Annotated in this window: 26 protein-coding genes and 1 pseudogene; 12 read left to right on the top strand and 15 right to left on the bottom strand. The window is 50.9% G+C overall.

Annotation, left to right across the window (positions count from 1 at the left end):
* Positions 1 to 73: 73 nt before the first annotated feature.
* The gene (locus HVY19_RS07515) at positions 74 to 2,782 is read right to left on the bottom strand and encodes a glycosyl hydrolase family 18 protein (RefSeq protein ID WP_181683710.1); all 2,709 of its coding nucleotides are present in this window, start codon (positions 2,780 to 2,782) and stop codon (positions 74 to 76) included.
* 389 nt (positions 2,783 to 3,171) lie between these two features.
* On the opposite strand from HVY19_RS07515, the pseudogene HVY19_RS07510 reads away from it, so the two are divergent.
* Positions 3,172 to 3,795: pseudogene (locus HVY19_RS07510) on the top strand (peptidoglycan-binding domain-containing protein); the annotation flags it as partial.
* A complete protein-coding gene (locus HVY19_RS07505; protein ID WP_181683708.1) occupies positions 3,795 to 4,301 on the top strand; it encodes a hypothetical protein in 507 nt (168 codons plus the stop codon). The pseudogene HVY19_RS07510 and the gene HVY19_RS07505, both read left to right, overlap by 1 nt.
* Positions 4,302 to 4,370: 69 nt before the next feature.
* Here the strand turns inward: HVY19_RS07505 and HVY19_RS07500 are convergent, their stop codons facing one another.
* From HVY19_RS07500 to HVY19_RS07490, 3 genes are all read right to left on the bottom strand, one after another.
* Positions 4,371 to 4,994 carry a helix-turn-helix domain-containing protein gene (locus HVY19_RS07500; protein WP_181683707.1) on the bottom strand — a complete coding sequence of 208 codons (624 nt, stop codon included), beginning with the start codon at positions 4,992 to 4,994 and terminating at the stop codon, positions 4,371 to 4,373.
* 287 nt (positions 4,995 to 5,281) lie between these two features.
* Positions 5,282 to 6,112, bottom strand: coding sequence for an N-acetylmuramoyl-L-alanine amidase (locus tag HVY19_RS07495; RefSeq protein WP_181683706.1), 831 nt, complete (start codon positions 6,110 to 6,112; stop codon positions 5,282 to 5,284).
* Positions 6,109 to 6,432, bottom strand: coding sequence for a heavy metal-binding domain-containing protein (locus HVY19_RS07490; protein ID WP_181684236.1), 324 nt, complete (start codon positions 6,430 to 6,432; stop codon positions 6,109 to 6,111). The genes HVY19_RS07495 and HVY19_RS07490 overlap by 4 nt, the downstream gene beginning before the upstream one ends.
* Positions 6,433 to 6,560: 128 nt before the next feature.
* On the opposite strand from HVY19_RS07490, the gene HVY19_RS07485 reads away from it, so the two are divergent.
* The 6 genes from HVY19_RS07485 (at position 6,561) to artJ (ending at position 11,288) form a co-directional block, all read left to right on the top strand.
* Positions 6,561 to 7,070: a lipoprotein gene (locus tag HVY19_RS07485; RefSeq protein WP_181683705.1), complete on the top strand. Its 510-nt coding sequence runs from the start codon at positions 6,561 to 6,563 to the stop codon at positions 7,068 to 7,070.
* Positions 7,071 to 7,417: 347 nt separating this feature from the next.
* Positions 7,418 to 8,146, top strand: coding sequence for an arginine ABC transporter ATP-binding protein ArtP (artP, locus tag HVY19_RS07480; RefSeq protein ID WP_181683704.1), 729 nt, complete (start codon positions 7,418 to 7,420; stop codon positions 8,144 to 8,146).
* Between the two features lie 16 nt (positions 8,147 to 8,162).
* Complete coding sequence (artI, locus tag HVY19_RS07475) at positions 8,163 to 8,894, top strand: arginine ABC transporter substrate-binding protein ArtI (RefSeq protein WP_181683703.1); 732 nt, start codon at positions 8,163 to 8,165, stop codon at positions 8,892 to 8,894.
* Positions 8,895 to 8,900: 6 nt separating this feature from the next.
* Entirely contained in the window at positions 8,901 to 9,617 is a 717-nt protein-coding gene (gene artQ / locus HVY19_RS07470; protein WP_125367786.1) for an arginine ABC transporter permease ArtQ, read from the top strand.
* Positions 9,617 to 10,285, top strand: coding sequence for an arginine ABC transporter permease ArtM (artM, locus tag HVY19_RS07465; RefSeq protein WP_181683702.1), 669 nt, complete (start codon positions 9,617 to 9,619; stop codon positions 10,283 to 10,285). Before artQ ends, artM begins: the two co-directional genes overlap by 1 nt.
* Positions 10,286 to 10,556: 271 nt before the next feature.
* Positions 10,557 to 11,288, top strand: a complete 732-nt coding sequence (gene artJ, locus HVY19_RS07460) for an arginine ABC transporter substrate-binding protein ArtJ (protein WP_181683701.1) — start codon at positions 10,557 to 10,559, stop codon at positions 11,286 to 11,288.
* Here the strand turns inward: artJ and HVY19_RS07455 are convergent.
* The 10 genes from HVY19_RS07455 to nfsA all read right to left on the bottom strand — a co-directional run bounded on the left by HVY19_RS07455 (position 11,263) and on the right by nfsA (position 20,369).
* A complete protein-coding gene (locus HVY19_RS07455; protein WP_181683700.1) occupies positions 11,263 to 11,757 on the bottom strand; it encodes an Sbal_3080 family lipoprotein in 495 nt (164 codons plus the stop codon). The two genes, artJ and HVY19_RS07455, sit on opposite strands and share 26 nt — an antisense overlap.
* Positions 11,758 to 11,830: 73 nt before the next feature.
* On the bottom strand, positions 11,831 to 12,958 hold the full coding sequence (gene rlmC / locus HVY19_RS07450) for a 23S rRNA (uracil(747)-C(5))-methyltransferase RlmC (RefSeq protein ID WP_181683699.1): 1,128 nt from the start codon (positions 12,956 to 12,958) through the stop codon (positions 11,831 to 11,833).
* A 101-nt stretch (positions 12,959 to 13,059) separates the two neighbouring features.
* On the bottom strand, positions 13,060 to 13,533 hold the full coding sequence (locus HVY19_RS07445) for a YbjO family protein (RefSeq protein ID WP_181683698.1): 474 nt from the start codon (positions 13,531 to 13,533) through the stop codon (positions 13,060 to 13,062).
* Positions 13,534 to 13,598: 65 nt separating this feature from the next.
* On the bottom strand, positions 13,599 to 14,444 hold the full coding sequence (gene potI / locus HVY19_RS07440) for a putrescine ABC transporter permease PotI (protein WP_181683697.1): 846 nt from the start codon (positions 14,442 to 14,444) through the stop codon (positions 13,599 to 13,601).
* The gene (gene potH / locus HVY19_RS07435) at positions 14,441 to 15,394 is read right to left on the bottom strand and encodes a putrescine ABC transporter permease PotH (RefSeq protein ID WP_181683696.1); all 954 of its coding nucleotides are present in this window, start codon (positions 15,392 to 15,394) and stop codon (positions 14,441 to 14,443) included. Before potH ends, potI begins: the two co-directional genes overlap by 4 nt.
* Positions 15,395 to 15,403: 9 nt before the next feature.
* Positions 15,404 to 16,537 carry a putrescine ABC transporter ATP-binding subunit PotG gene (potG, locus tag HVY19_RS07430; RefSeq protein WP_181683695.1) on the bottom strand — a complete coding sequence of 378 codons (1,134 nt, stop codon included), beginning with the start codon at positions 16,535 to 16,537 and terminating at the stop codon, positions 15,404 to 15,406.
* A 95-nt stretch (positions 16,538 to 16,632) separates the two neighbouring features.
* A complete protein-coding gene (potF, locus tag HVY19_RS07425) occupies positions 16,633 to 17,745 on the bottom strand; it encodes a spermidine/putrescine ABC transporter substrate-binding protein PotF (protein ID WP_181683694.1) in 1,113 nt (370 codons plus the stop codon).
* A 373-nt stretch (positions 17,746 to 18,118) separates the two neighbouring features.
* Positions 18,119 to 18,595 carry a YbjN domain-containing protein gene (locus tag HVY19_RS07420; protein ID WP_181683693.1) on the bottom strand — a complete coding sequence of 159 codons (477 nt, stop codon included), beginning with the start codon at positions 18,593 to 18,595 and terminating at the stop codon, positions 18,119 to 18,121.
* Between the two features lie 88 nt (positions 18,596 to 18,683).
* Positions 18,684 to 19,586 (bottom strand): 30S ribosomal protein S6--L-glutamate ligase, encoded by a 903-nt coding sequence (rimK, locus tag HVY19_RS07415; protein ID WP_181683692.1) that lies wholly within the window; start codon positions 19,584 to 19,586, stop codon positions 18,684 to 18,686.
* A 60-nt stretch (positions 19,587 to 19,646) separates the two neighbouring features.
* Entirely contained in the window at positions 19,647 to 20,369 is a 723-nt protein-coding gene (gene nfsA, locus HVY19_RS07410; protein ID WP_181683691.1) for an oxygen-insensitive NADPH nitroreductase, read from the bottom strand.
* Between the two features lie 185 nt (positions 20,370 to 20,554).
* Here nfsA and HVY19_RS07405 point away from each other — a divergent pair, with 185 nt between their 5' ends.
* Positions 20,555 to 20,818, top strand: coding sequence for a GrxA family glutaredoxin (locus HVY19_RS07405; RefSeq protein WP_181683690.1), 264 nt, complete (start codon positions 20,555 to 20,557; stop codon positions 20,816 to 20,818).
* A gap of 30 nt (positions 20,819 to 20,848) precedes the next feature.
* On the opposite strand, the gene HVY19_RS07400 is transcribed toward HVY19_RS07405, so the two are convergent.
* Entirely contained in the window at positions 20,849 to 21,226 is a 378-nt protein-coding gene (locus tag HVY19_RS07400; protein WP_181683689.1) for an inner membrane protein YbjM, read from the bottom strand.
* A 268-nt stretch (positions 21,227 to 21,494) separates the two neighbouring features.
* Between HVY19_RS07400 and HVY19_RS07395 the strand changes: the two genes are divergently transcribed.
* The 3 genes from HVY19_RS07395 to HVY19_RS07385 all read left to right on the top strand — a co-directional run bounded on the left by HVY19_RS07395 (position 21,495) and on the right by HVY19_RS07385 (position 25,924).
* On the top strand, positions 21,495 to 23,180 hold the full coding sequence (locus tag HVY19_RS07395; protein WP_181683688.1) for an aspartate:alanine antiporter: 1,686 nt from the start codon (positions 21,495 to 21,497) through the stop codon (positions 23,178 to 23,180).
* Between the two features lie 597 nt (positions 23,181 to 23,777).
* Complete coding sequence (locus tag HVY19_RS20745) at positions 23,778 to 24,404, top strand: GIY-YIG nuclease family protein (protein ID WP_249419101.1); 627 nt, start codon at positions 23,778 to 23,780, stop codon at positions 24,402 to 24,404.
* Between the two features lie 65 nt (positions 24,405 to 24,469).
* Positions 24,470 to 25,924 (top strand): P-loop NTPase fold protein, encoded by a 1,455-nt coding sequence (locus HVY19_RS07385; protein WP_181683687.1) that lies wholly within the window; start codon positions 24,470 to 24,472, stop codon positions 25,922 to 25,924.
* The last annotated feature ends 63 nt before the right edge of the window (positions 25,925 to 25,987 follow it).

Below are 25,987 nucleotides of genomic sequence, written 5' to 3'. Positions count from 1 at the left end.
AGGACCACACCCGAAGTGGGGTGTGGTCAGTGGGTGCGGGGTAATATTCCCCCGCGACCTTAGGTTATAAAGCTTATTTGCAGTCTGTTGCTGCGCCTTCTTTCACCCAAACATCGCTGTTAGCTGGGTTATCACCACGGGTCCACCATTTGGCACGGTAAACGTTACCCTGATAAGTGGTGGTTTCACCGCCGTTATAGACCAGGTCAGAACGCCAGTTCATCTTCACGTTGCTCACCAGTTCCCATGCTTCTGCACCAAAACCAGGCTGGTTGCCCTGAGTCCAGTACTTCGCTTTCCACACCAGATGGTCGAAGCTTACGGTATCGCCACTGTTGTAGATTTTGCTGGATTCCCATGCTGCGTATTTGCTGGCGTTAGCATCAACAGGCGCGTCGCAGCTACCGGTTGCAGTGCCTTCATCAGACGGCGTAGTACCTTCATCAGACGGCGGTGTAACGTCGTCAGCAGGTGGAGTCACTTCGTCAGCAGGAGGCGTAACTTCATCCGCCGCTTTCGGATTAACCGTGACCTGAACGTTAGACTGCACGCTGGTTTTGCCATCGGACACAATCACGCTCAGCGTATAGGTGGATGCATTTTCCACTCCTGGCGCGGTAATTCGCACGTTCGCGCTGTCGGTACCGGTGGCATTCATATCTCCCGGTACGCTCCAGCTGTAGGTCAGCGCATCGCCATCCGGATCGGTTGCCTGTGCATGCAGAGACAGCGTCTCGCCTGCAGTCAGCGTGACCGCTTCCATCGCGTTGATAACCGGAGCCTGGTTAGCTTTCGGCGCTTTGTTCACGACCTGTACGTCAATGGCGTTGCTCAGGCCTTTGGCGTCAGTGACGGTCAGACGGAATGCAAGCATCTGATCGCTGGTCACCGCAGGCAGGTTGATGCTGGCTTTGGCGCTGGTACTGTTGGCAATCGCCACAGTAGAACCGGAGATCTGCGTCCATTTGTAGGTCAGCGCATCGCCATCCTGATCGCTGGAAACCGAACCATCGAGGGTTACGGTGGCCGGGCCAGTGACATTCTGGTCAGCCGCAGAGGCGACCGGTGCATGGTTGGTCACAACCGGGTTAACCGGAGTCGTACCGCCCCCCAGCAGACTTTCGTTCATGGCGTTCAGAATGTCGCCGTTGTCAGATTCAATAGACCATGCGAACAGACCACCGAGGTTTTTGTTCAGCACGTATTTGCCTTTAGCTTCAACGGAACGGGCGTTGTCATACGTCACCAGCTCGCCGGTAGACTTGTTAAACAGGTACGGCGCTTCAGCGGCGGTATCGTACTTGTATTCCCAGCCCGGTTTACCCAGCATCTGGTTGACGATCTGACGATAGTCAACGATGCCGTTTTCCCATGTGCCTTTGATTGGGCCCGTCGCGGTACCCGTGAACGGGTTATCGCCGGTATAGCCGTGTACGCCAGTCCAGCCACGGCCATACATGCCCGCGCCCACAACGATCTTGCCAGGCTGTACGCCCTGAGCCAGCATCGCTTTCACTGCGTTATCGGTGGTGTAGTTGGTATCCGGTTTCCAGGAGGCACCGTACAGCGCTGTCTGGTGGCCGAGGTCGGTGTTGCTCCACGCGCCGTAGAAGTCATAGCTCATCAGGAAGATATGATCGATGTACTGTTGCGCGGTGTTGTAGTCAACGTCTTCGATCTTATCTTTACCCGCACCGATTGCCGTGGTCAGCTCATAAGTACGACCGGTTTCGGCAGACAGCTGGTTCAGCATCTGACGCAGATCGTGCATCAGCGCGGTATAGGTGGCTTTATCCGTCTGCGGATTACCGAGTTTGGTGTTCTCACCGCCGCCGCCCGGGAATTCCCAGTCGATATCCACACCGTCAAAGACTTTCCAGGTGGTCAGGAATTCTTTAACAGAGGCCACGAAGCGGTCGCGCAGCACTTTGTTGTCCATCTGATAGAATGGGTCAGACAGCGTCCAGCCGCCCACGGATGGCAGAATTTTCAGGTCCGGATGTGCTTTCTTGATCGCCATCAGCTGACCATAGTTGCCTTTGTAAGGCTCGTCCCAGCCGGTCACACCCTGCTGAGGTTTCTGCAACGCAGCCCATGGATCGTGGATCGCCACCGTGTAATCCTGACGGCCAGTACAGGCGCGTTTCAGAGATTCCAGCGCTCCGGAGGATTTCGCGCTGTCGTTGATGCCGTCACCGCCGCAGATTGGAATGAAGCCATACAGAATGTGGTTCAGGTTCGCTGCCGGAATTTTATCCACCGGGAAGTTACGGTCATATACGCCCCACTCAGGGAAATAGGCTGCAACGACTTTGTCCGGGTGTTGACTGAAGGCTTTGTTGTTTTCCAGCAGCGCTGGATTCAGCGGCAGCAGGTGGCTACCGTCGGTGTCCGCAACAATAATCAGCTTGCTCGCGCTCTTGGTACAGCCGCTGTCGTTACACAGTTCGACCTGCTCCTGATAACGCCCGCCTTTTTTTACTTTGAAGGTGGCAGAGCCCGCTGCGCTACCCGCACCGGTCCAGACAGTTTGACCATCCAGCAGAACTTTTGCAGTGGTCGGCGCATCGCCGCTCCATACGTTCCACTCGACTTTCACATCCACGCCGTCAGTATGGACTTTCACGAGGTTGTTGTATTCCTGCGCGGCCTGATCCACTTCCACAAGCGCAAATTTATCATTGCCACTGGTAATTGAAGGCGTACCTGGCGCGGCAGCGAATACCGAGCTCGTTGCCGCAGCAACAAACAGTGCCAGATATTTAGGCTTCATAAATTTCATTATTAATTCCTGATAATATTATTTGTGAATATTTAAATACCCATGCCTTCCATAAAGCATGGACGAATAATCAAATGCCATTACATCAACGTGAACGATTAATTTGTTACGCGGGGCAATCCTCCGTATTTAGATATTAGCGAACAATCCTTTTTCCTTTACGCTTGCATAATAATTGGGGCAATACATTTCGTCCTTTCATTCCCCCGCTGAAAATAGATTAAAAAAAACTTGCCCGGACAGTTAGAATGTGACAAGGCCGTTTTGGATAACAAAAATGATTAATCCCGATAATGCCAGAGCGGGGCCAAAAGGGATTTGGCGCTCTGTTCGGACGGATTTATACGTCATGGTATACAGCGCAATACCGGTTATCCGTCGAACCGAATATCGACAACGAAGTCGTTAACCAGGCCGATGCCATGCATCAGTTGTATGTGATATGGGGCTATGACGCCTCGGCAAATGACGCGCTTTGCCAAAACGCCGCGCGAGTCAATCTGATATGCCGCCAGGGGAATGCGCCGTTAGCGACCATGGAGAAAGAGGGCTATCCGTGGATCAGTGAAATTAAAACCGCCGATCACCTGAATTACGTGGTTGTCGCGCGTGTTGAGAAAAACACGCTCGACCTGCTGGTGAATAACCGTACCTGGCAGGTGAGTAAAAACTGGTTTAATCAACATGCGACGGGCAATTATACCCTCCTGCACCGCCTCACGCCGCAGGGGAAAGATGAGATCACCGCAGCCAGCAGTTCATCGGATATGAAATGGCTGAATCAAGAACTGAGCCAGTCGCTGAATGAACCGATCACCCACTCACAAGGCTGGACAGCGGATCTCGCCAAACGTACTCGCGAATTTCAGGAAAGAGCCGGACTGCACGTCGACGGTATCGTCGGCGAAGAGACGCTGATGCAACTGATGCGCGCCACCAACAGTACACCGGACATCATGATGCAAACCGCTACGGTGAATCCGCAACCTAAAACGCAAGGGAAACCGCAATAATGTCCACCATTTGCCTTGCTGCACAGCGCAGTTATCACACCGGAGAGGCGGTCTATTTTTCCTACCGTCTGCCGAACATTAAAATATTCCTGCTTCAGGCGATGCTTTGGCTCCTGACTTTCGTCACCTTTATTGTCGCCGGACTTTATGCGCACATTTACTGGCAGTGCAGACATCCAGCCCCGCCGCCGAAACCCGTGAAGGTGGTGAACCCTGACGTCCGACTTTCGGAAATGCACTATGTGTACATTTCGAAGCCTTTCCCGGAGCCAAAACCCGCCCCGTTACCTGTACCACAGGCATTACCTGCCATTCAGGTAGACGCACCGCCAGCAAACACTGACAGCGACTGGCAACAGGCGCCGGATGGGGATTTATCGGAACAGGCACTGCCGGGCACTGAAGCAGAGACGCCTTCACTAAAAGAACGTTTTATTCAGGCGCTGCAGGAGCAGAAAGAGGATTATCAGCAGGGAAAGATACCCAATCCCACGCCGGATGATTGATGAAGTGAATGATTTGCAGTCATAAAAGCCTCCGCTTCAACAATACCGAAGGGAGACTCTTAGAAGAGATTAATATTTTTCCGGCAGAGTGTTCATTGTTACCAGCCGACCTTTTTCTATAACAATGTAATTCCCTTTCTTCAGATCGGATAGGATTTTAATAATGGTACTACGCGCGAAGTTCGTATACTCCTGAATATAATCATAAACGTTAATATCGCGATTATGCTCAGTAATCAAAGTATGAATTTCAATTAAAAACTCACGAATCACAGAATAAGCATTGCGGGCAACCAGAACATCGTCACGTTTGCTCAGCAAACAAATATACCAGGACAAAACTTTGGTGAGCTCTGGCCATAACGCCTTTTCGTTCATCAGGCGGATGAACTCCTCTCTTCTGATGGAGCGAACCACCGTGTTAGACCGCGCCAACCCGTACATATGCGAGGAACAGTAGAAGATCGCCGAGAGGCCAAAAATGCACTGTCCCTGAAGGGTAAACATACAGAGTTCGTCTGAGGTGCGGCGGAATTCAACCTGTCCACTGACAATAATATGAATATAATCCGAATCATCGGTGGTAATTTTCTGCCATTTTTTCAGCGTCTTTTCTTCATAAAGTGATGTGGCTAAAATTATTTTATCCATATCTTCTTGAGGACGCGTTTTATTACAGTAAATACTTAACATTGCTTTGCCTTATTAACAATAATGATCAATTTTTTCGGTTCCGAAGCCGAATGAACCCCTCAGTGTGCAAACACCACTGATTCGTTCCTGTTAAATTTAAAAGAATTGGATAATAATAAAACGGAGAAAAGTTCTCGCTTTTTTAGTTAGCTGACTAAGCGTCACTGATGGAACCAATCATAAATCAGGTCAATATAAAGTCAATTAATCATAGGTTAAAAGTCAATTAACCTAAGATTAATCTGTATGAAGAGGTCAGGATTGACGGGGCTTTCGACGTCCGGGGATTACTGTTGTCCGTATTTTTCCAGTAACGCCTCGGCAATCGCCTGAGTTTCCGCATCGGCGACGCCGTCCCATAAATGAGAGCGATAATGCATCTGGAAAGCCATGATGACGCGCTGTTGCTCGCGCGGCGTCATTTCCGGTTTGACCTCATAGCCATAACGCGAGAGCAAATCCAGTAGCAGCATCCTGTCGACGGGGGTGTGTGCAGCCCGCCCGGCCAGATAGAACTTCACTCGCGACGCCCCAGGCCAGGCGCCAATGCCCTGCTCTGCCAGTTGTTGCCAGGGGAACAACGGACCCGGGTCGTCTTTGCGCTGCGGGGCGATATCCGCATGCGCCACCACATTCTGCGGCTTGATGTCGTAACGCGCGATGATCTCTTTTGCTAACGGTACCAGCGCCTGAATTTGCGCGGGCTCAAACGGAGCAAAGTATTTCTCTCCGGTAGATTTTTGCCAGCCGCGATTTTCCAGCTCAATGCCAATAGAGGTGTCGTTGATGCGCGTCGCGCCGCGCCAGAAACTCATGCCCGCGTGCCACGCCAGTTCCTGCTCCGGTACCAGTTGCCAGATGCGCGGTTTACCCTGATGCAGCGGCGGAACGGCAGGAATAAGATAGTGTGAGCTGACGTTTTTATCCGTTAGCGTCGCCAGCGAGGTATCAAAATCATCCGCCGTGTAGTGGATAACCAATACCTTAATGCGGGGATAAGCCGCCTGCGCCTGATGACGCGTATCGAGCTGGTAGCCCGCTTTATCAATGATCCCTTTTTCGCCCGCGCATCCCGTCAACAACAGCGCACCGGCTACCAGCCATAACTGCGGTTTCATCGGCGAACTTTCACCGCCGTGCCGCTCACGCTGACCATCAGCATACTGCCGTCTTTACCGACCGTTTCGTAGTCAATATCGATACCCACCACCGCGTCAGCGCCTAACGCTTTCGCCTGATCGCCCAACTCCTCGAAGGCAATTTCCCGCGCTTTGCGCAGTTCTTTCTCATAGGCCCCGGAACGACCACCGACGATATCGCGGATACCAGCAAAAAAATCACGGAAGAGATTCGCGCCTAAAATGGCTTCTCCGGTCACCACACCGCAGTATTCCACAATGCTCTGTCCTTCAAGCGTAGGGGTTGTCGAAAATTGCATCATTGCTCTCCTTATATCGCTAAGCACATTATCAGCGTCTTACACTATCATTGAAAAGGTCTAATTGATTATGGTAGACGACTGTTATCTTAGAAAACTCATGGCAGAAAGCTTATAAGGAAATCACTATGCGCTATTATTCCCTGCTCGTCCCTTGCGCACTCTTGCTCAGTGCCTGTACCACCGTTACGCCAGCCTATAAAGACAATGGACCGCGCGCCGGTGCCTGCGTGGATGGCGGCCCGGATGCGGTGGCTCAGCAATTCTATGACTACCGCATTCAGCATCGTAGCAACGATATTACAGCCCTGCGCCCTTACCTGAGCGACAAGCTGGCGAAACTGCTTTCTGATGCCAGTCACGACAGCGCACATCGCCAGTTAATGACCAGCGATCCGTTCTCCAGCCGCGCGACGGCACCGGACAGCGCCCGCGTTGCCAGCGCTTCGACCATTCCGAATAGTGATGCACGTAACATCCCTCTGCGCGTAGCGCTGAAACAGGGAGATCAGAGCTGGCAGGATGAAGTTTTGATGATCCACGAAGGCCAGTGCTGGGTCATTGACGATGTGCGCTATCTGGGCGGCAGCGTCCACGCCCCAGCAGGTACGTTGCGCCAGTCTGTTGAAAATCGTTAAGCGTTCTGACTGCCTCCCTGCCTGATGGCGCTATGCTTATCAGGCCTGGGGGGACTGATTTTGTAGGCCGGATAAGGCATTAGCCGCCATCCGGCAGTCTTCGTTGTCATTGTCTGATGACGCTTCGCTTGTCAGGCTACAAACCATAACCCACGTAAATTGTCTGGCATTCTGCATAGAATGCCGACATTTATTCTTACCGACTCTTGCCCCCGCTATTTTGTGCTATGTTTAATAGAAAATGCGCGCTATATTTAACTTTTAAAGCATAAATATTGCATAACTATTCTGTCAAAGGTACTATCTGCGGCTTCAATAGCTACCTGACGGCCAGTACACGAGTTTCAATGAGTATTCAATTAAACGGCATTAACTGCTTCTACGGCGCACATCAGGCGCTGTTCGATATCACGCTGGATTGCCCACAGGGCGAAACACTGGTGTTGCTTGGCCCCAGCGGGGCGGGTAAAAGCTCGCTGCTGCGCGTACTCAATCTGCTTGAGATGCCGCGCTCCGGCACACTCGCGATTGCCGGAAATCAATTTGATTTTCGCAAGGCGCCGTCCGATAAAGCGATTCGTGAACTGCGTCAGAACGTCGGCATGGTCTTTCAGCAATACAATCTCTGGCCGCACCTTACCGTGCAGCAAAACCTGATCGAAGCGCCTTGTCGCGTGCTGGGGTTGTCAAAAGAGCAGGCCTTAGCCCGTGCGGAAAAGCTGCTGGAGCGCCTGCGTCTGAAGCCATACAGCGATCGGTATCCGCTGCACCTTTCCGGCGGCCAGCAGCAGCGTGTGGCCATTGCGCGTGCGCTGATGATGGAACCGCAGGTGCTGCTGTTTGACGAACCCACGGCGGCGCTGGATCCAGAAATTACCGCGCAGATCGTCAGCATCATCCGCGAGCTGGCGGAAACCAAAATTACTCAAGTGATCGTAACGCACGAAGTGGAAGTGGCGCGTAAAACCGCCAGCCGCGTGGTGTATATGGAAAATGGTCATATCGTCGAGCAGGGTGATGCGAGCTGCTTTGCCAGCCCGCAGACCGAAGCCTTTAAAAACTATCTCTCTCACTAAGATTCGGGACAACACAATGAAAAAAGTTCTGATTGCCGCGCTTATTGCAGGCTTTAGCCTTTCCGCTACAGCAGCGCAGACCATTCGTTTTGCGACCGAAGCGTCGTATCCTCCGTTTGAATCAATGGACGCGAATAACAAGATTGTCGGCTTTGATGTCGACCTGGCTAATGCACTGTGTAAAGAGATCGACGCGACCTGCACCTTTACTAACCAGGCGTTTGACAGCCTGATCCCCAGCCTGAAATTCCGCCGCTTCGACGCGGTCATGGCCGGGATGGACATCACCCCGGAGCGTGAAAAGCAGGTGCTGTTCACCACACCTTACTATGACAACTCGGCGCTGTTCATCGGCCAGCAGGGTAAATTTACCGGCGTAGACCAGTTGAAAGGCAAGAAAGTGGGCGTGCAGAACGGCACGACTCACCAGAAATTCATCATGGATAAACATCCGGAAATCACCACTGTTCCGTATGACAGCTATCAGAATGCGAAGCTGGACCTGCAAAATGGCCGTATTGACAGCGTGTTCGGCGACACCGCCGTGGTGACCGAATGGCTGAAAGACAATCCGAAGCTGGCCGCGGTTGGCGATAAGGTAACGGATAAAGACTACTTCGGCACCGGGCTGGGTATCGCGGTTCGCCAGGGCAACACTGAACTGCAGCAAAAATTCAATACTGCGCTGGAAAAAGTGAAAAAAGATGGCACTTACGAAACCATCTATAACAAATGGTTCCAGAAGTAAGCCTTGATGAACGAATTTTTTCCTCTCGCAAGCGCCGCCGGTATGACCGTCGGCCTTGCCGTTTGTGCACTGATCCTCGGCCTGGCACTGGCAATGCTTTTCGCCGTCTGGGAATCGGTAAAATGGCGTCCGGTCGCATGGACTGGTTCCGCGCTGGTCACTATTTTGCGCGGTCTGCCGGAAATCCTGGTCGTCCTGTTTATTTATTTCGGCTCCTCGCAGCTCCTGCTCACACTCGCTGACGGTTTTACGATCAATCTGGGCGTGGTGCAGATCCCCGTGCAAATGGAGATCGAAAACTTCGACGTTAGTCCGTTCCTGTGCGGTGTTATCGCCCTCTCGCTGCTGTATGCTGCCTATGCGTCGCAAACGCTGCGCGGCGCGCTGAAAGCGGTACCGCTGGGTCAGTGGGAATCCGGACAGGCGCTGGGGCTTTCCAAAACGGCCATTTTCTTTCGTCTGGTGATGCCGCAAATGTGGCGCCATGCCCTACCGGGCCTGGGAAACCAGTGGCTGGTGTTGTTGAAAGATACGGCGCTGGTGAGTCTGATCAGCGTAAACGACTTAATGCTGCAAACCAAAAGCATTGCGACCCGTACTCAGGAGCCGTTTAACTGGTACATCATTGCTGCGGCGATCTATCTGGTGATTACGCTGGTGAGTCAGTACATTCTCAAACGCATTGACCTGCGCGCGACACGTTTTGAGCGGAGACCAGGCTGATGTTTGAGTACTTACCTGAACTGTTGAAAGGATTGCATACCAGCCTGACGCTGACGGTGGCGTCGATCGTCGTTGCGCTGGTTCTGGCGCTGATTTTCACAATCGTTCTGACGCTGAAAACCCCGGTGGTGGTCTGGCTGGTACGCGGCTATATCACGCTGTTTACCGGTACACCTCTGTTGGTACAGATCTTCCTGATCTACTACGGGCCGGGACAGTTTCCGTCATTGCAGGAGTATCCGGTACTGTGGCATCTGCTGTCGGAACCGTGGCTTTGTGCGCTGATTGCGCTGTCGCTAAACAGCGCAGCCTATACTACCCAACTGTTTTATGGCGCGATCCGCGCCATTCCGGAAGGTCAGTGGCAGTCCTGCGGCGCGCTGGGGATGAGTAAGAAAGACACGCTGGCGATCCTGCTGCCGTATGCGTTTAAACGCGCCCTCTCCTCCTATTCCAACGAAGTGGTGCTGGTGTTTAAGAGTACCTCGCTGGCGTACACCATTACGCTGATGGAAGTGATGGGCTACAGCCAGCTGCTGTACGGTCGGACTTACGATGTGATGGTTTTCGGCGCGGCTGGGGTTATTTATCTTATCGTCAACGGTCTGTTGACGTTGATGATGCGCCTGCTTGAGCGTAAAGCGCTGGCGTTTGAACGCCGGAACTAACCGGCCTGCATGTCACGTTCCCGGTAAAACTGCCGGATGGCGGCTACGCCTTATCCGGCCTACAAACTGCGCCGTGACCGTAAGCCGGGCAAGCGCAGCGCCCCGGCAAAACTGCATAAGTTTGAATAGACGAAGTGGACAAGTGTATAACCTGTCCGCTTTTTTATTATCCAGATAAATATTTACTCATTTATATTGCATACAAATTCATTTACTGGCATTGTAATTCCATGCCGCAGAAACGGCGCTTAATCATAACGGGAGTCCAAGCATGAAAAAGTTAGTTCTGGCCGCATTACTTGCCTCTTTCGCCGTCGGCGCCTCTGCCGCAGAGAAGATCAGCTTCGGCGTTTCGGCGACGTATCCACCGTTTGAATCGATGGACGCCAACAACCAAATCGTCGGTTTCGATCTCGATCTGGCCAAAGCCTTATGTAAACAAATGCAGGCGGAATGTACTTTTACCAACCATGCGTTTGATAGCCTGATCCCGGCACTCAAATTCAAAAAATATGACGCGGTGATTTCCGGTATGGATATCACGCCAGAGCGTAGCAAACAGGTGGCGTTTACCAACCCTTACTACGCCAACTCTGCGCTGGTCATTGCCAAAAAAGACGCTTACAAAACCTTTGCCGACCTGAAAGGTAAACGTATCGGGATGGAAAACGGCACCACTCACCAGAAATACCTGCAGGATAAGCATCCGGAAGTCAAAACCGTGGCTTACGACAGCTATCAAAATGCGATTATCGACCTGAAGAATGGACGTATTGATGGCGTATTTGGTGATACCGCGGTGGTGAACGAGTGGCTGAAGACCAACCCGCAGTTGGGTACAGCAACCGAGAAAGTGACCGATCCGCAATACTTCGGCACCGGTCTTGGTATCGCGGTACGCCCGGATAATAAAGCGCTGCTGGACAAATTAAACGGCGCGCTGGCGGCAATCAAGGCTGACGGCACGTACCAGAAAATTAATGACCAGTGGTTCCCTCAGTAATAATTGAAGGCCCGTACAAAATACGGGCCTTTCTATTGGAGAACTCATTTTCGCCGACCAGACTATCAATAACCGGGTTGATTTTATATTCGGTTCCACGCCATTTCATAAGCGAAAATCCCCCCCCTGCACGAAGATGAAAATTCGCAGACGCCACCATTACGCCATCCCGATTAATCGTGAAATCAGCCGAAGAAAGATACGGAACCACATCCCACGTCCGACGCGCCGTATAATTCATGACGTAACGGCAATTATTCGGTTTTTCGGTGGAAAACACTTCAGAGCTGATCTGGTGATACTGCAACCGTTGTTGAACAACAGGCAATAAGTCGCTGACTTTAACAGCATCATTTTTTTGAATACATATACGGTCGATAAGTTCAGTCTTAGGCAACGGGGAAACTTGAACGGACGTACAGCCTGCCAGGCCGAGTGTTATCATCGGCAAAATTATTATTTTCTTCATCGATCTTATCATTGTGAAGTCAGGGCTGGCAGTATGACACCAACCCACTCTATAGAAATTGAGATCGCCACGCTTAATTTCGAATTAAAAGCGTCAGCACTTCATAATGCGCAGTGTGTGGGAACATATCGAAAAGCTGAACGCGTTCAATTCGATAACCCGGTAATTGTGCCAGGTCTTTGGCCATCGTCTGCGCATTACAACTGGAATAGATAATAAACTGCGGCGCCATCTCTGTGAGGTACTCACACAGCGCTTTTCCAATGCCCCGGCGCGGCGGATTCACCAGCACCAGTTCAGGTACCGCACCCTGTTCAGTGGCAAATTGCGTGGAGTCCAGCGCCTGAAAGTGGAGATGGGTCAGCCCCAGTTCCGCCGCAGACTGCTTTGCGCAGGCAATGGCTTCGGGCGCAATCTCGATCCCGGTCAGTTTCATTTCCGGCGTGGCGCAGTGCAGACCAAAACCCCCCACGCCACAGAACAGATCCCACATGTGGTTCACTGGCAGTTGACGTACCCAGTCACGCGCCGTTGCGTACAGTTGGCTCGCCACCGTCGGGTTGGTCTGAAAGAAGCTTTGTGGCCGGATCCATAGCGGCACGTCGTTAAAACGTTCCGCTAGCGCCTGTTGTTCGGTCAGGAAGATCTCCGTCTCCCCTTCCATAATCGCCATATGTACCGGCTGAAGATTGACGCTAATAACCTTCAATTGCGGTAGTTGCGCCTGCAACCAGGGCAGTGCGGCGCGCAGTTGCGCCAGTTTTGCTTCTGAGCGCAGGACAAACCGCAGCATCATCCCGCCGTCAGACTGACTTTCGGTAAGCAGAATGTATTTCAGCTCGCCGCGCTTACGCGCTACGTTATAAGGCGTTAACCCGGCACGGGCAATAAAAGGCTTCAGGGCAGAAAATACCGGGGTAAACGAAGCGGGATAGAGCGGACACTCGCACAGATCTTCCGGCGTACCGTCGCGATGCAGCATTCCGAGCAGCGGTTTTTCTACGCTACCGCTCACCACCATTTTCGCTTTATTACGAAACGCCTGCTGCGGGCCGCTGACCGGGGCACACCACTGCGACACCGGGAACGCGGCAAGCAGGGTTTTAAGATCGGCGGTTTTCGCGGCAAGCTGCTCGCTAACCGGCTGAGCGATCCACTGACAGGAACGACAGCGACCGGCGTCATAAAGTGCGCACTGCATACAGAAACCTTCACATGACAAGGGGCGACGATTATACACATTATTGCCGTATTTGTGGGGCGGATAAGGCGTTTGCAACGCCATCCGCTAACGGCTCAGTATTATTGGAAACGGAAGAAACGACGACTGGCGGGAGGTGCAAACAGCAAAAACAGCACCAGCATATCAGGCAGTTTTTGCATCACCAGCGTGTGGAAAATTTCACGCTTTGACTCGCCAGGAATGCTGAATAGCTCTGGATATCCATAGCCCAACGACGCTGCCCATAAATAGCCAGCGGCGACGATCTGAGTGAGAAGATATCCCCATCGCGCCCAGTTGCGCCCTTTGACTAGCGAAAAGGCGCACCAAATTTCCACAAACACCAGCATCAGGCTGGAGAGAAAGACCAGCGTCAGATTCCAGGTCTGCACACTAAGATGGATAAACTCCGCCATCCCGCGCAGGCCAAGGGTGTTAAAAATCATCAACAGATCCAGAGCCCGGATCATAATAATGGCGAGCGCCGCCACCTGCACCAGAGCAGGAACGTTTGGACGGGCATGCGTTTGTCGTGCTGTTTTTAAGAATCCCACGGTTTCACTTCCCTGAAAAACAGTGCCGCGTCAGGCGCGGCACTCCACGAGAAATTTTAAATGCTTCAGCCGCGTCTTGCACGTTGGATATCGCGGATTCGCTGTTTTTCCGTGCGCGCCATCAGATACCACGCAATAAATCCGACAATTCCCACCACGCCGAGGATCAGTGTCGCCAGGGCGTTGATTTCCGGATTCACCCCCATACGCACGCTGGAGAAGACCAGCATCGGTAGAGTCGTCGCACCCGGCCCGGAGACAAAGCTGGCAATCACCAGGTCGTCGAGCGACAGCGTAAATGCCAGCAGCCAGCCAGAGATAATCGCCGGCATGATCATCGGTAACGTAATCACAAAGAATACCTTCAGCGGTGTCGCTCCCAGATCCATCGCCGCCTCTTCAATTGAGCGGTCCAGTTCGCGTAAGCGCGATGAGATGACCACGGCAACATAGGCGGTACAGAACGTCACGTGGGCCAGCCAGATGGTCAACATTCCGCGGTCTGAGGGCCAGCCAATGGCGTGACCTAGCGCGACGAACAGCAGAAGCAGCGACAACCCGGTAATGACATCTGGCATTACCAGCGGCGCGGTGATCATAAACGCAAAACCGTTCGAACCGCGAAAACGTCCAAACCGGACCAGCACGACCGCCGCAATAGTGCCCAGAATCGCCGCCATGGTGGCGGCACAGGCAGCAATGGTCAGACTGAGCCCCACCGCGCTCATCATCGCATCATCACGAAACAGTTCACCGTACCAGCGCGTTGACCACCCCGCCCAGACTGTTACCAGTTTGGAGCTGTTAAAGGAGTAAATGACCAGCATCAGCATTGGTGCATAAAGGAACGTAAATCCCAGCACCAGAATCGCAATGCGCCAGGGAGAACGAATTACCGGTAAGTTGTTCATCCGTGCGCCCCTCCACTTTTCTGCTGATGCTTGTGGAACCACATAATCGGCACAATCAGCAACAGCAGCATAATGATGGCCACCGCAGAGGCAACCGGCCAGTCGCGGTTGTTAAAGAACTCTTGCCACAGTATGCGTCCGATCATAATGCTGTCTGGCCCTCCGAGCAGTTCCGGGATCACGAACTCCCCGACCGCGGGAATAAACACCAGCATCGACCCGGCGATAATGCCCCCTTTGGTTAACGGCACAATGACGCTGAAGAAAGTTTTCAGCGGTCGGGCGCCTAAATCGAGCGAGGCCTCCACCAGCGAATAATCTATGCGTGTCAGTGCGGTATAAATTGGTAACACCATAAACGGCAGGTAGGCATATACAATGCCAATATAGACGGCCAGGTTGGTATGCAAAATGGTCAACGGTTCGTCGATCACCCCAAGCCAGAGTAAAAAGTTATTCAGCACCCCGTTATTTTTCAGGATCCCCATCCAGGCATAGACGCGGATCAAAAACGACGTCCATGAAGGCAGGATCACCAGCAGCAACAGGATATTGCGCGTTGACGGTTTACTGTGTGCCACTGCCCAGGCCAGCGGGTAACCCAGCAGCAGGCAGCAGATCGTCGATATTCCCGCCACCTGTAGCGACTGCAAATAGGCGTCGAAATAGAGCGGATCGTCGGTCAGTTGCAGGAAATTACCGAGGTTGAGCGTGATCGACAATTGTCCGTCAGCCCACGCCATCAGCTCAGAATAAGGTGGGATCGATCTCGCCATTTCAGCAAGGCTGATTTTAAAGACTATCAGAAACGGCAGGAGAAAAAGCAGGATCAGCCAGATATAGGGCAGCGCAATCACCAGTTTACGCCCGTGTTTCATCTGCAAGCGCGCCAGCCACAGCGAAAAGCGACCGGTTTCTTCCACCCGTGCCGGAGGTTCAAGTGTATTCATCTTCGCTCCTTAAACCGTCAGTACCACACAGCTGTCTGCGTCCCAGCACAGACGGACCTCATCGCCCCAGGTCGGTAAACCTTTGCGATAACGGTGCGCATTCTGCAACTGGGCGCTGATCATTTGTCCGCTCTTCAGTCGCACGTGATAAATAGAGAGATCGCCGAGATAGGCAATATGCACCACCTCACCCACCGCAAAGTTAAACCCATCCTGCGGTGGCTCTTCACAGAGCATGATCTTTTCCGGGCGCAGCGCCACATGCACCGGGACGTTGTCCACTACGGAAGCATCCGGATCCACCTTTAGTGGATGCACCAGACCCGGCGAATAGAGGATCAATCCATCGTCCTGACGCTCTTTCAATTGCCCCTCAAACACATTCACTGAGCCGATAAACTCTGCACTGTAGCGGGTCGTCGGATGTTCGTATATCTCTTCGGGTTCACCGATCTGCACAAATTTGCCACGGTTCATAATGGCGATGCGTCCGGCCATGGTCATCGCCTCTTCCTGGTCGTGCGTCACCATCACGCAGGTGACGCCGACACGCTCCAGAATATCGACCACTTCGAGTTGCATCCGGTCGCGCAGTTTCTTATCCAGCGCCCCCATAGGCTCATCAAGCAGCAGCAGTTTGGGGCGTTTTGCCAGACTTCTCGCCAACGCCACGCGCTGGCGCTGACCGCCGGAAAGCTGGTGCGGTTTGCGCTTGGCAAACTCTTGCATATGGACCAAACCCAGCATCTCTTCCACCCGGGCGGTAATTTCCGCTTTTGGCAGTTTGTCCTGCTTCAGACCGAAGGCGATATTCTGTTCTACCGTCATGTGGGGAAATAACGCATAGGACTGGAACATCATGTTAATGGGGCGCAAATAGGGAGGAACATGGGCCAGGTCAACGCCATCCAGCACGATCTGTCCGGTGGTGGGTTGTTCAAAACCCGCCAGCATGCGCAGCAGCGTGGATTTCCCACAGCCGGAAGCACCCAGCAGGGCAAATATTTCACCTTTATAAATAGTGAGGCTGACATCATCCACCGCATGTTGACCATCAAAGGATTTGGTCAGATTGCGAATTTCCAGAAGCGGCGTCAGCGCTTTACGCGTTTTCGTCTGCGGGCGTGGGGTAACTTCGTTCACGGCGTGCTCTCCGGCATTAACAGAATGGTGCAAGCGCACCAGTAAGGTGCATATTGCCGGGCAGCACGCAGCGTACCCGGCAATTTAGCGACGGATTATTTACCGCTCTTCACCTTCGTCCAGGCGCGAGTGCGCACACGATCAATCTTCGGATCCTGCACCTTCAGCGTGAACATTTTCGCGCGTACGTCTGCTGGCGGGTAGATCCCTGGGTTATCACGGACTTCCTGACTTACCAGCGCCGTCGCGGCTTTGTTGGCATTAGCATAGAAGACGTGATCGGAAATATGAGCAATCACCTCAGGGCGCAGCAGATAGTTGAGGAACTGATAGGCCTCGTCTTTATTCTTCGCATCGGCTGGCATAGCGAAAACGTCAAAGAACGCCATCGCCCCTTCTTTCGGTATGGAGAAAGAGATGTTGACGCCGTTCTTAGCCTCTTTCGCCCGGTTTGCCGCCTGCCAGACATCTCCCGCCCAGCCGATCGCGACACAGGTATCGCCATTCGCCAGATCGTTGATGTACTGCGAGGAGTGGAAGTAGCGAATGTTAGGGCGCAGCTTGAGCAGCAGGTCGGTTGCCGGTCCGGTGTAATCCTTCGCATCGGTACTGTTCGGATCTTTACCCAGATAGTTCAGCACCGTGGCAAATACCTCTTCGGGTGCATCGAGGAAAGAGACGCCGCAGCTTTTCAGTTTCTCAAGATTTTCCGGCTTCAGGATCAGATCCCAGCTGTTCACTGGCGCATCTTCACCCAGCACAGCTTTGACCTTATCGACGTTATAGCCGATCCCCGTAGTCGCCCACATGTACGGCATCGCATATTTATTGTCCGGGTCATGCTTACCGACCAGCTTCAGCAGTTCCGGATCGAGGTTTTTCCATTCGGGTAATTTGCTTTTGTCCAGCGGCTGAAACACACCCGCCGTCAACTGACGCTCAAGGAAACTTGCCGATGGCACCACCAGGTCAAAACCTGTGCTGCCCGCCATTAATTTACCTTCCAGCACTTCGTTTGAATCAAAAACGTCATAGACGACTTTAATCCCGGTCTCTTTTTCAAAATTCGCCACGGTGTCCGGTGCGATATAATCAGACCAGTTATAGATATGAAGGGTTTTTTGTTCCGCTGCGAGCGTGCCGGCAGAGACGGCCATCAGAGCACCCGCAATCAGACCCGAGAGCCATTTTTTATTAAAGGCGGTCATAATCTCTTTCCTTATCAATGTTCGTTAACAAACGAACCAAAAAGTCGCACTCTGAGCTATGCAAGAATTGTGCATAGCTTGTCATTTGGCTTATACAAAGAAGCGTTGACGCTCTTCCGGCCATTCTTGCTCGCTGTAGATACACAAATGGATGATCTCTTAAAGCTTCGCAAGAATAACTTTAGCCAGGGTTTCAGGCTATAGCCCAGATTAAAAAACGCCTTTTATCAATTTTTTATGCAATTTTTGTCTATGTGATAAAGCGAATCGGCCGGAAATGAAGTGAATAATTCTTTAAGGAAAGGTTAAATGCAGAATAATAACATGTGAAGTGCAGCCGCTCTGGCAGCGACTGCCTTAATACTGAAAGGTATCAGTGTAGAAAATGGTTTTCACCGCTGGTTTTTTGCGCATCCTCTTCGGCGCTGAAGAGCATCTGGTGTGCGCCCGCTTCCAGAATCACCATGGAAATCTGCTCTTCGCTCTGACGAACGAACCACTCAAACTGTTCATATGTGACGCCACGCATAACGGATAAAGACTGGCAAACGACCAGCTTCGGCAGATTATCATCCTGCATATCCAGAAACGCTTTCACGGTCAGAGAACTGGCATTGATGGCAGATAAATCCGCCGCCAGCGGCAGTAGCGCGGAAGGTCTGACTTCCGCCATTGCAGAAAACAGCAGCGTGTTATCGACCAGATCGATTTTTGCATCGTAGATGCCATCAAAGTTTTGCATATGGGGCAAATGCAGCGCCTGGCAAGTATCACATTCAAAAAAGCTCATGCCAAGGTCGTCGAGCCATTGCCGCAACGTATCCAGAGTGGGAACGACCAGTGATGTCATAATAATGTGCTACCTCTTACGATGAAAAATACCGGCACAGCTTACGCAAAAAGCGCGCTTCATACCACGATCATCGACGATATTAAGATTAGCCGCCGATTTTTAAGCAAAACTCAGGCGTGGCGTTACGCTCGATCCACTGGATCATCCGCCCGGCAATATCAATGCCCGTGGTCTTCTCGATCCCTTCCAGACCCGGCGACGCATTGACTTCCATCACCAGCGGGCCTCGGTCGGCGCGTAAGATATCCACCCCCGCCACGTCCAGCCCCATCGTCTGGGCGGCCTTAATCGCGATTTCCCGTTCGCGGGGAGTAATGTTGGCAATCGTGGCGACGCCGCCACGATGGAGATTGGAACGAAAGTCCCCGTTTTTCGCTTTTCGCTCAATGGCGGCAACCACCTCATCACCGACCACCAGACAGCGAATGTCGCAACCTTTGGCTTCTTTTATATATTCCTGAACCAGGATATGGGCGTTGAGTCCGCGAAAGGCATCCACCACGCTCTCCGCCGCCTGGCGCGTCTCTGCCAGCACTACGCCGATGCCCTGCGTCCCTTCCACCAATTTCACCACCAACGGCGCACCGCCAACCATATCGATGAGATCGCTGGTGTCATCCGGGGAATGCGCAATGCCGGTGATAGGCAGATCGATACCCTGTCGCGCCAGCAGCTGGAGCGAACGCAGTTTGTCACGCGCGCGGGTAATCGCCACAGATTCATTCAGCGGGTAGCTGCCCAGCATTTCGAACTGACGCAGCGCAGCCGTACCGTAAAAGGTAATTGCCGAGCCAATACGGGGAATGACGGCGTCGAAGTGAGGCAGCTTTCGTCCTTTATAGTGGATCGACGAGGCAGCAGGATCGATATTCATATAGCAGGACAGTGGATCGAGGATTTCAATCAGATGACCGCGTTGCATCGCCGCTTCACGCAGGCGCTTACACGAATAGAGCGTTCCATCCCGGGACAATATGGCAATTTTCACCCTGCACCTCTCTGAATAACCCGTTCAAAATCCTGTGTATCATACACAGCAGCGGCCTTTTTAGCGCGTTGCCCATCCCTGTTTATGCAAATATTCCAGGATAAAGGGGCGATTTTCTTTGATCAGGGTACGGCGAATATGGTCGCTCCAGGTATCGCGACGCGTATTGCTGCCGCGGGAAAGGTAATATTGCGCAAGCTGTTCATCATATTCCGCGAGAAGCGCCTGATTGAGCGGCTGATAGCTGTTTTCATGCATGATGATGGCCGCAGGTAGGCGCGGTTTGAGATCCGGCGTATCCGCAGGCCAGCCCAGGCAAAGGCCAAACAGCGGCAGTACATGTTTTGGCAGGTTAAGCAGTTCCGTCACCGACTCAATGTTGTTACGTAGTCCGCCGATGTAAACCCCACCCAGCCCCAGTGACTCAGCCGCCGTGAGTGCATTTTGCGCCAGCATCGCCGTATCAACGACGCCCAGCAGCAGTTGTTCCGCCAGACCAAGCTGGGCATCCGGACAAATTTGCAGATGGCGATTAAAATCTGCGCAAAATACCCAGAACTCTGCGGCCTGAGCGACATGCTGTTGCCCACCGGTTAAGGGAACCAGCGCTTCACGCAACGATGCATCCGTCACCCGAATGATGGACGTGCACTGTAAAAAGCTTGAGCTGGAAGTACTCTGCGCTGCGGCAATAATGGCCTCGCGTTGCGCTTCGGTAATCGGCTTATCGGTATAATGGCGAATGGAACGGTGGCTGCGTAGCAAATCAATCGTTGGCGTCATTCTGTTGCCTCTGTCTGAATTAAAGGGTTCATCGTGAGCATAGTGTAAAGCGTTCGGGACCATCATGTTTAACGGATATCGTCAAAAGGTATCAAAGTAAAAGGTGCAACCTACTGTTCAAAATAGCGGAATAGCGGCATTATAACTGCCATTCGCCGTCAGGCTTTAAGTTCGAGGAGAGAACAATGTTCACTGTTATTTTTGGTCGTCCGGGTTGCCCTTATTGCGTGCGCGCAAAGGAACTGGCGGAGAAGATCAGCAACGAGCGTGATGATTTTAACTACCGTTATATCGATATCCACGCCGAAGGCATCAGCAAAGCGGATCTGGAAAAAACCGTAGGTAAACCGGTTGAGACGGTGCCGCAGATTTTTGTTGATCAGAAGCACATTGGTGGTTGCACCGATTTTGAAGCGTGGGCGAAAGAGAATCTGAACCTCTTCGCTTAATCGTTATCTTAACGTCCTCTTCCGAGGGCGTTAAGGGTCTTTTCGCTGCCGCGAGCGAAATAAGCTACTGATAAACAGATAGCATAACGCCCCGAGCGCACACCAGAACACCGCACTAAACAACCACGCCAGTTCCTGCCACAGGGAACGCGTCGGGGTAAAGCACAGACGCATTAGCAACAAACAGCAGGGTGCAGCCAACACCGCACCGAGAAGCGGTCTTATCACCTCTCGACGATGGGAGCAAAAGCTGGCAACCGCGCCTGGCAGCGTGAAAAACAGTAACCCAATTTCAGGATGACCGGCAGCTCGAAATGCCCCCTTCATATTCATCATCAGGAATAAACAAACGACGATAAAGAGCACAAAACAGCAGACCACGCTTGCCCAACCTTGTTTATGTTTCAATCATTTCTCCTGACACTGTCTCTATCGAACACTCTTTTCGCCCCAGGCGTCCAGTCAGATAAAGCCGTTCAGCATTTCGTATCAAATTTGTTCAGCAAGATTCTTATAGCCGTTGATACGCAATGAGATTAAACTAGCCAAATATATTGTTGCGCTGCATATATTTGAGTGATGTATATAACGCTTTCACTCTTAATTATTGGCAAAAACAGTAGCCTAAATTACCATTTCTTTCAACAGCTTACTCGTAAACAAGAAGTTAGTCTCCGTGAATATAAACGTCGCCGATTTGTTAAATGGGAATTACATCCTGTTATTATTTGTGGTACTGGCTCTCGGCCTGTGTCTCGGTAAATTGCGTTTGGGTTCCGTCCAACTGGGTAATTCCATTGGCGTTTTAGTCGTCTCCCTATTATTAGGGCAGCAGCATTTTAGTATTAACACCGATGCCCTGAATCTGGGTTTTATGCTGTTTATTTTTTGTGTCGGCGTCGAAGCCGGGCCGAACTTTTTTTCCATATTTTTTCGTGATGGGAAAAATTACCTGATGCTGGCCCTGGTCATGGTCGGCAGTGCGCTACTGATCGCCCTGGGGCTGGGTAAGCTGTTTGGCTGGGATATCGGCCTGACGGCCGGTATGTTGGCAGGCTCAATGACATCCACGCCGGTTCTGGTTGGCGCAGGCGATACGCTGCGGCATTTCGGTATGGAGAGTCAGCAACTTTCCAGAGCGCTGGATAACCTCAGTCTGGGGTATGCGTTGACCTATCTTATCGGCCTCGTGAGCCTGATTGTCGGAGCGCGTTATTTGCCGAAATTGCAGCATCAGGATCTGCAAACCAGCGCCCAGCAGATCGCCCGTGAGCGTGGTCTGGACACGGACACCAATCGTAAGGTGTATCTGCCGGTCATCCGCGCCTACCGTGTCGGTCCTGAACTGGTGGCCTGGACCGACGGAAAAAACCTGCGCGAACTTGGTATTTATCGTCAGACCGGCTGTTATATCGAACGTATCCGTCGTAACGGTATTCTTGCCAACCCGGACGGTGACGCCGTGCTACAGATGGGCGATGAAATTGCCTTAGTGGGCTATCCGGATGCGCATGCCCGCCTTGATCCCAGCTTCCGTAACGGGAAAGAAGTGTTCGATCGCGACCTGCTCGACATGCGCATCGTAACCGAAGAGATCGTGGTGAAAAACCACAATGCAGTGGGTCGTCGGCTCGCTCAACTGAAGCTGACTGACCACGGCTGCTTCCTCAACCGCGTGATTCGTTCGCAGATTGAAATGCCTATCGACGACAACGTGGTACTCAACAAAGGCGACGTGCTCCAGGTCAGCGGCGATGCGCGTCGCGTGAAAACCATTGCCGATCGGATCGGTTTTATCTCCATTCACAGCCAGGTGACCGATCTGCTGGCCTTCTGCGCATTCTTTATCATTGGCCTGATGATCGGCATGATCACCTTCCAGTTCAGCAATTTCAGCTTTGGTATCGGTAACGCCGCCGGGCTGCTGTTCGCCGGGATCATGCTGGGCTTCCTGCGCGCCAACCATCCCACATTTGGCTACATCCCGCAGGGTGCGCTGAATATGGTGAAGGAATTCGGCCTGATGGTGTTTATGGCAGGTGTCGGGTTGAGTGCAGGCAGCGGCATTGGTAATGGCCTTGGCGCTATCGGCGGACAAATGCTCATCGCCGGACTTATCGTCAGCCTGGTACCCGTCATTATTTGTTTCCTGTTTGGTGCGTATGTTCTGCGAATGAACCGCGCCCTGCTGTTTGGCGCCATGATGGGTGCGCGCACCTGCGCCCCGGCGATGGAAATCATCAGCGACACCGCACGTAGCAATATTCCCGCGCTTGGCTACGCCGGCACCTACGCCATCGCCAACGTTCTGCTCACCCTGGCCGGGACTCTGATTATCATCATCTGGCCAGGCTTAGGATAAAACTGAAGTTCTGCCCTAAGCGAAAATTTTTTGCAGATGGGCAGAACTTTTCTTTCAGGCATCAGTCATAACTAGTGCCACTGCTTTTCTTTGATGTCCCCAATTTGTGGAGCCCATCAACCCCGCCGTTTTGGTTCAAGGTTGATGGGTTTTTTGTTGCCTGAATTTCGGGGCCTTTCTAATCAGTAAGTTACGAACAACCTTTGAGCCTGATGGCGACAAAATGGCGGCAGCGCTTTTACCGAGCGGGCATAAGTCTTTGCTTTATGCCGTTTCAATCGCGTACAACAACTCAACCAAAGCAACCGCGCCGACATCGTCCCAGCACAAATAACTCGACAAAGAACTTGTTCCTGAATCCTTCCCTAAAATTTTCTGACAGATAGCCTGATGATCACTTGATGCAGTGACCCATACAGTCCCACCCTTGTGGCAAAAGTAAGTCGAACCGTTCAAACCATCCCGTTGAATGCGTTTCTTCCAGGTATCCACCTTCTGTGTCGTAACTCTCAAACTCATCATTCCCCCTATGTAAATCAAGCATTCCCTGTTGATGATCCCATAAAATATCAGGATGAATCAGCGCGGAGAATATGAGTGTTTAATTTTTATCCTGACAAAACATTCAGCAGAACAGATGTCATGAGTCGCCCCACACCTGTTCCTGCAGTGAATGGGATTTATTTCTGGTGGTTCAAAGAGATCCCCTCTGGCGTGCCAACTGAGGGTTGCATAACTCAGAATGGATACACACTGCTATATGTCGGTATTTCACCTGATAAAAAAGGCAAACCGAATAGCCGCGCCAATCTTCGACAGCGCATCAAAACCCACTATAGCGGAAACGCCGAAGGCTCAACACTCAGACGCACGCTCGGGGTTTTACTGGCGACGGAAAGCAATTTCCCGCTCCGTCGGGTTGGCTCAGGAAAGAGAACGACATTTACCCACCCTGGCGAGCAATGGCTGGACCAGTGGATGGAAAAGAATGCCAGGGTGTATTGGGTTGAAAATGATGAACCCTGGGTGTTGGAGGAAACGTTAATTGCCAGTATTTCGCTGCCATTAAACCTTCAAGGAAACAAGCATATCTTTAAACCGATACTTTCAGATATGCGCAGCAAAGCGATGGCAGAAGCAAAATTAATGCAGATCGCCGATGAAACAGGGTTTAGCAGAAGTGTAGTTACTGAGGTGATTCAGCAAGCAGTACAAGTGGAATAAGATACAGATGAATCGGTGGTATTAAACCAATAGAAAAATTTTACAATGTGTTTAGTGAGGCTTAAATGGAAATTGAGTGGGATTGGAATTATGATGATCAATATCTAGGTGAAACTTTACCCAGTGATACTTTGGAAAGAAAAAAATATGCCGAATATCTTTATGAAATATGCTCTGCGCGAGGTGAAAAATCCAACCTCGTAATCAACATAAATGCTGAATGGGGGGCGGGCAAAACCTATTTTGTCAAACGTCTAGCTAAAACGATAGCAGAGAAACACCCAACAATATATATAGACGCCTGGAAAGAAGATTATTCCGACGATCCGCTTTTAACTGTATTTAGCTCGATAAAAGAGCAGCTAACTGGTCAGTCCGACAAATTTACCACTTTAATAAATAAAACTGTTGAAAATATTGGTCCATTGCTAAAAACTGCAACCCCTGTGATAGTTGACGGATTAATAAAAAAATTCACAGGTGTCGACTCTGTTTCTGAATTAACCAAAGACTTGTCTTCAAAACTTCTAGAAATCCACGCTGAGAAATCCACGAAAATAGTAACCATCAAAAAGGGAATCAGTACATGGGTCAGCTTCATAGATCGTAAGGATTGCATAAATAAAAATCTCCCCATATTCATCGTAATTGATGAATTAGATCGATGCAGACCTAATTTTGCGATAAATCTTTTAGAAATTATCAAGCACATATTTAATATTCCAGGTGTTGTTTTTATCATTGCTACAGATACAGAGCAACTTCAACACTCGATAAAAGTCATTTATGGGAATGACTTCTCAGCCAGTCACTACTTGAGCAGGTTTTTTGATCGTCGTTTTCTCTTGCCTTCACCAAACCTCCAAAATTTATTGATTACTAAAACTGTTGAAAAAATCGCATCAGACATTAACTCATTGCAGGTTGTTTGTATACCATCACCACCAAACTTCATAAGTTTCATAAATAATTGCGCATCAATACTTCAATCATTAAGTGTGAACCTAAGAGATTCAATTAAAATATATGAAAGACTAAATGACATTATCATAACTACAAAGAAAAACATTGATCCAAACTTAATGTTAATATTGCTATCATTGAATTACAAAGCACCTGAATTATACACTCAAATTAAGAACGATCATAAAATCCAACCATCATCCGATTTATTTTACATAAAATTATCCTTCGATGTATCTTATAGTGCTACGGGAGTTCAATATTTAAATTATTCAGGAAAACATTTTACAAATGGTGATAATAATTTCATAGAAATTCAAACCGATGCTATTTCTTATATTAGCACTGCGAGAAATATAATTAACACTCCGAATACACAACAACATGAAAGTCAACAAGTTAATATTGTAAAAGGATGGTTAATGGGTGACTTAACTAATGATAAAAGTTTGGCTACTTACTTAAAGATGGGCTACGCCATTAGCAAAATAAATATTAAAGAGTTAAAGATGGCACAATATTTTGATTTAATTGAATTAAGCACTATTTTTGAATAATGTATGAAATATGCGAACCATGCATTACCATTATTCGAACAAATAGACAAATTTAGCCCTCAG

This window comes from Citrobacter sp. RHB25-C09, from assembly GCF_013836145.1.
GTDB lineage: Bacteria > Pseudomonadota > Gammaproteobacteria > Enterobacterales > Enterobacteriaceae > Citrobacter_A.
Note: the sequence above shows the minus strand (reverse complement) of the source record. Positions and strands in the feature narration are given on the sequence as shown.